The organism is Rhizobium giardinii bv. giardinii H152 (assembly GCF_000379605.1).
GTDB lineage: Bacteria > Pseudomonadota > Alphaproteobacteria > Rhizobiales > Rhizobiaceae > Pararhizobium > Pararhizobium giardinii.
This window is the reverse complement of sequence record NZ_KB902639.1, coordinates 1-1,178: the sequence shown is the minus strand read 5'-3', so window position 1 is coordinate 1,178 and position 1,178 is coordinate 1. Positions and strand designations below refer to the sequence as shown.

2 protein-coding genes are annotated in these 1,178 nt (G+C 54.8%); both read right to left on the bottom strand.

What is annotated here, in order from left to right; all coding sequences use genetic code 11:
- A partial coding sequence (locus A3AY_RS0112805; protein WP_018326063.1) for an NAD(P)-dependent oxidoreductase occupies positions 1-584 on the bottom strand: 584 nt, incomplete at its 3' end.
- A gap of 149 nt (positions 585-733) precedes the next feature.
- Positions 734-1,178, bottom strand: a 445-nt coding sequence (locus tag A3AY_RS0112800) for a zinc-binding dehydrogenase (RefSeq protein ID WP_018326062.1), incomplete at its 5' end; no start/stop codon positions are given.

Sequence of the window (1,178 nt, the reverse complement as noted above, 5' to 3'; positions counted from 1 at the left end):
CGAGCAGCACACGCAACGGCTTCGGTTATCAGGGTCACGGTGCCGAGCGACACGAAATTATGTAGCAACTTCAACTGATGACCGCTGCTTATGCCGCCAGCGTAGAAGACATTCTCTGCAAAACTTGAGAAAATCGGTCTCAGGCGTTCGACTATGCCCGCATCTCCGCCGACGAGAAGATTCAATCTCCCCTCCTCCGCCTCCTTGGGTGTTCGCGTCATAGGAGAGTCGACGAATTTCGCGCCTTTCGCCTCCACTTTCGCAGCCAGGGCGATTGTGGAGCTGGGGACCGCGGTCGAGCAGTCGATCACTATGTGTCCAGGGCCCAAGGCTTCGAGGAGCTGCCCAGAACCTACCAGTACATCCTCGACTTGGGGCGAGCCGGTGACACAAAGGATAATAACGTCGCAAGCTCCGGCCATTTCCGTTAGACTGGACCATCCCACTGCACCGAAGGAATCGATGTCATCGGTGGGCTGATTGCCGGGGTGCAGCAAATAATTCAACCTCCAACCCTTTGAAACGAGGTTTTTCGCAATGCCGTGCCCCATCAATCCGACGCCGACCAATCCGATCCGTTCCATAATCTCCTCCTTTCAATGAAGTGTCTAATTGCGCCGCTGCGACTACGGGGAAGACATTCCTCTTGAAGCATTGCGCGCTGCATGCTTCTGCCGACAGGCATACCTGTTGCCACCGCTGCTAATTAGGGCAGCGGCGGCATGCTCGAAACTCAGAGTGTGACTGCAATTTTGCCGAAATGGGAACCCTTTTTCATGTACTTGAAGGCAATGGCCACATCTTCGAGTGGATACACGGAATCGATCACGGGTTTAATACCGCCGGCTTCGATCGCACGGTTCATGTCCTCAAAACCACGTCTTGAACCAACCGCGATACCTTGAACTCTGACCATTGGGCCAATGAGCTGTCGTACGTTCATCTGGGTTTCGTATCCCGCGACAAACCCGACCACCGCGATGGTACCGCCGAATGCCACACACGAGAGAGACATGGGAAGCGACGTGCCAATGGTCTCCACGATGAGATCAGCGCCGCGTCCACCTGTTGCTTCCTTAACAGCGCCGGACCATTCGGGAGTAGTTTTGTAGTTTATGCCGATGTCAGCGCCGAGTGCTTTCGCACGCTGAAGTTTTTCGTCCGACGAAGACAAGATT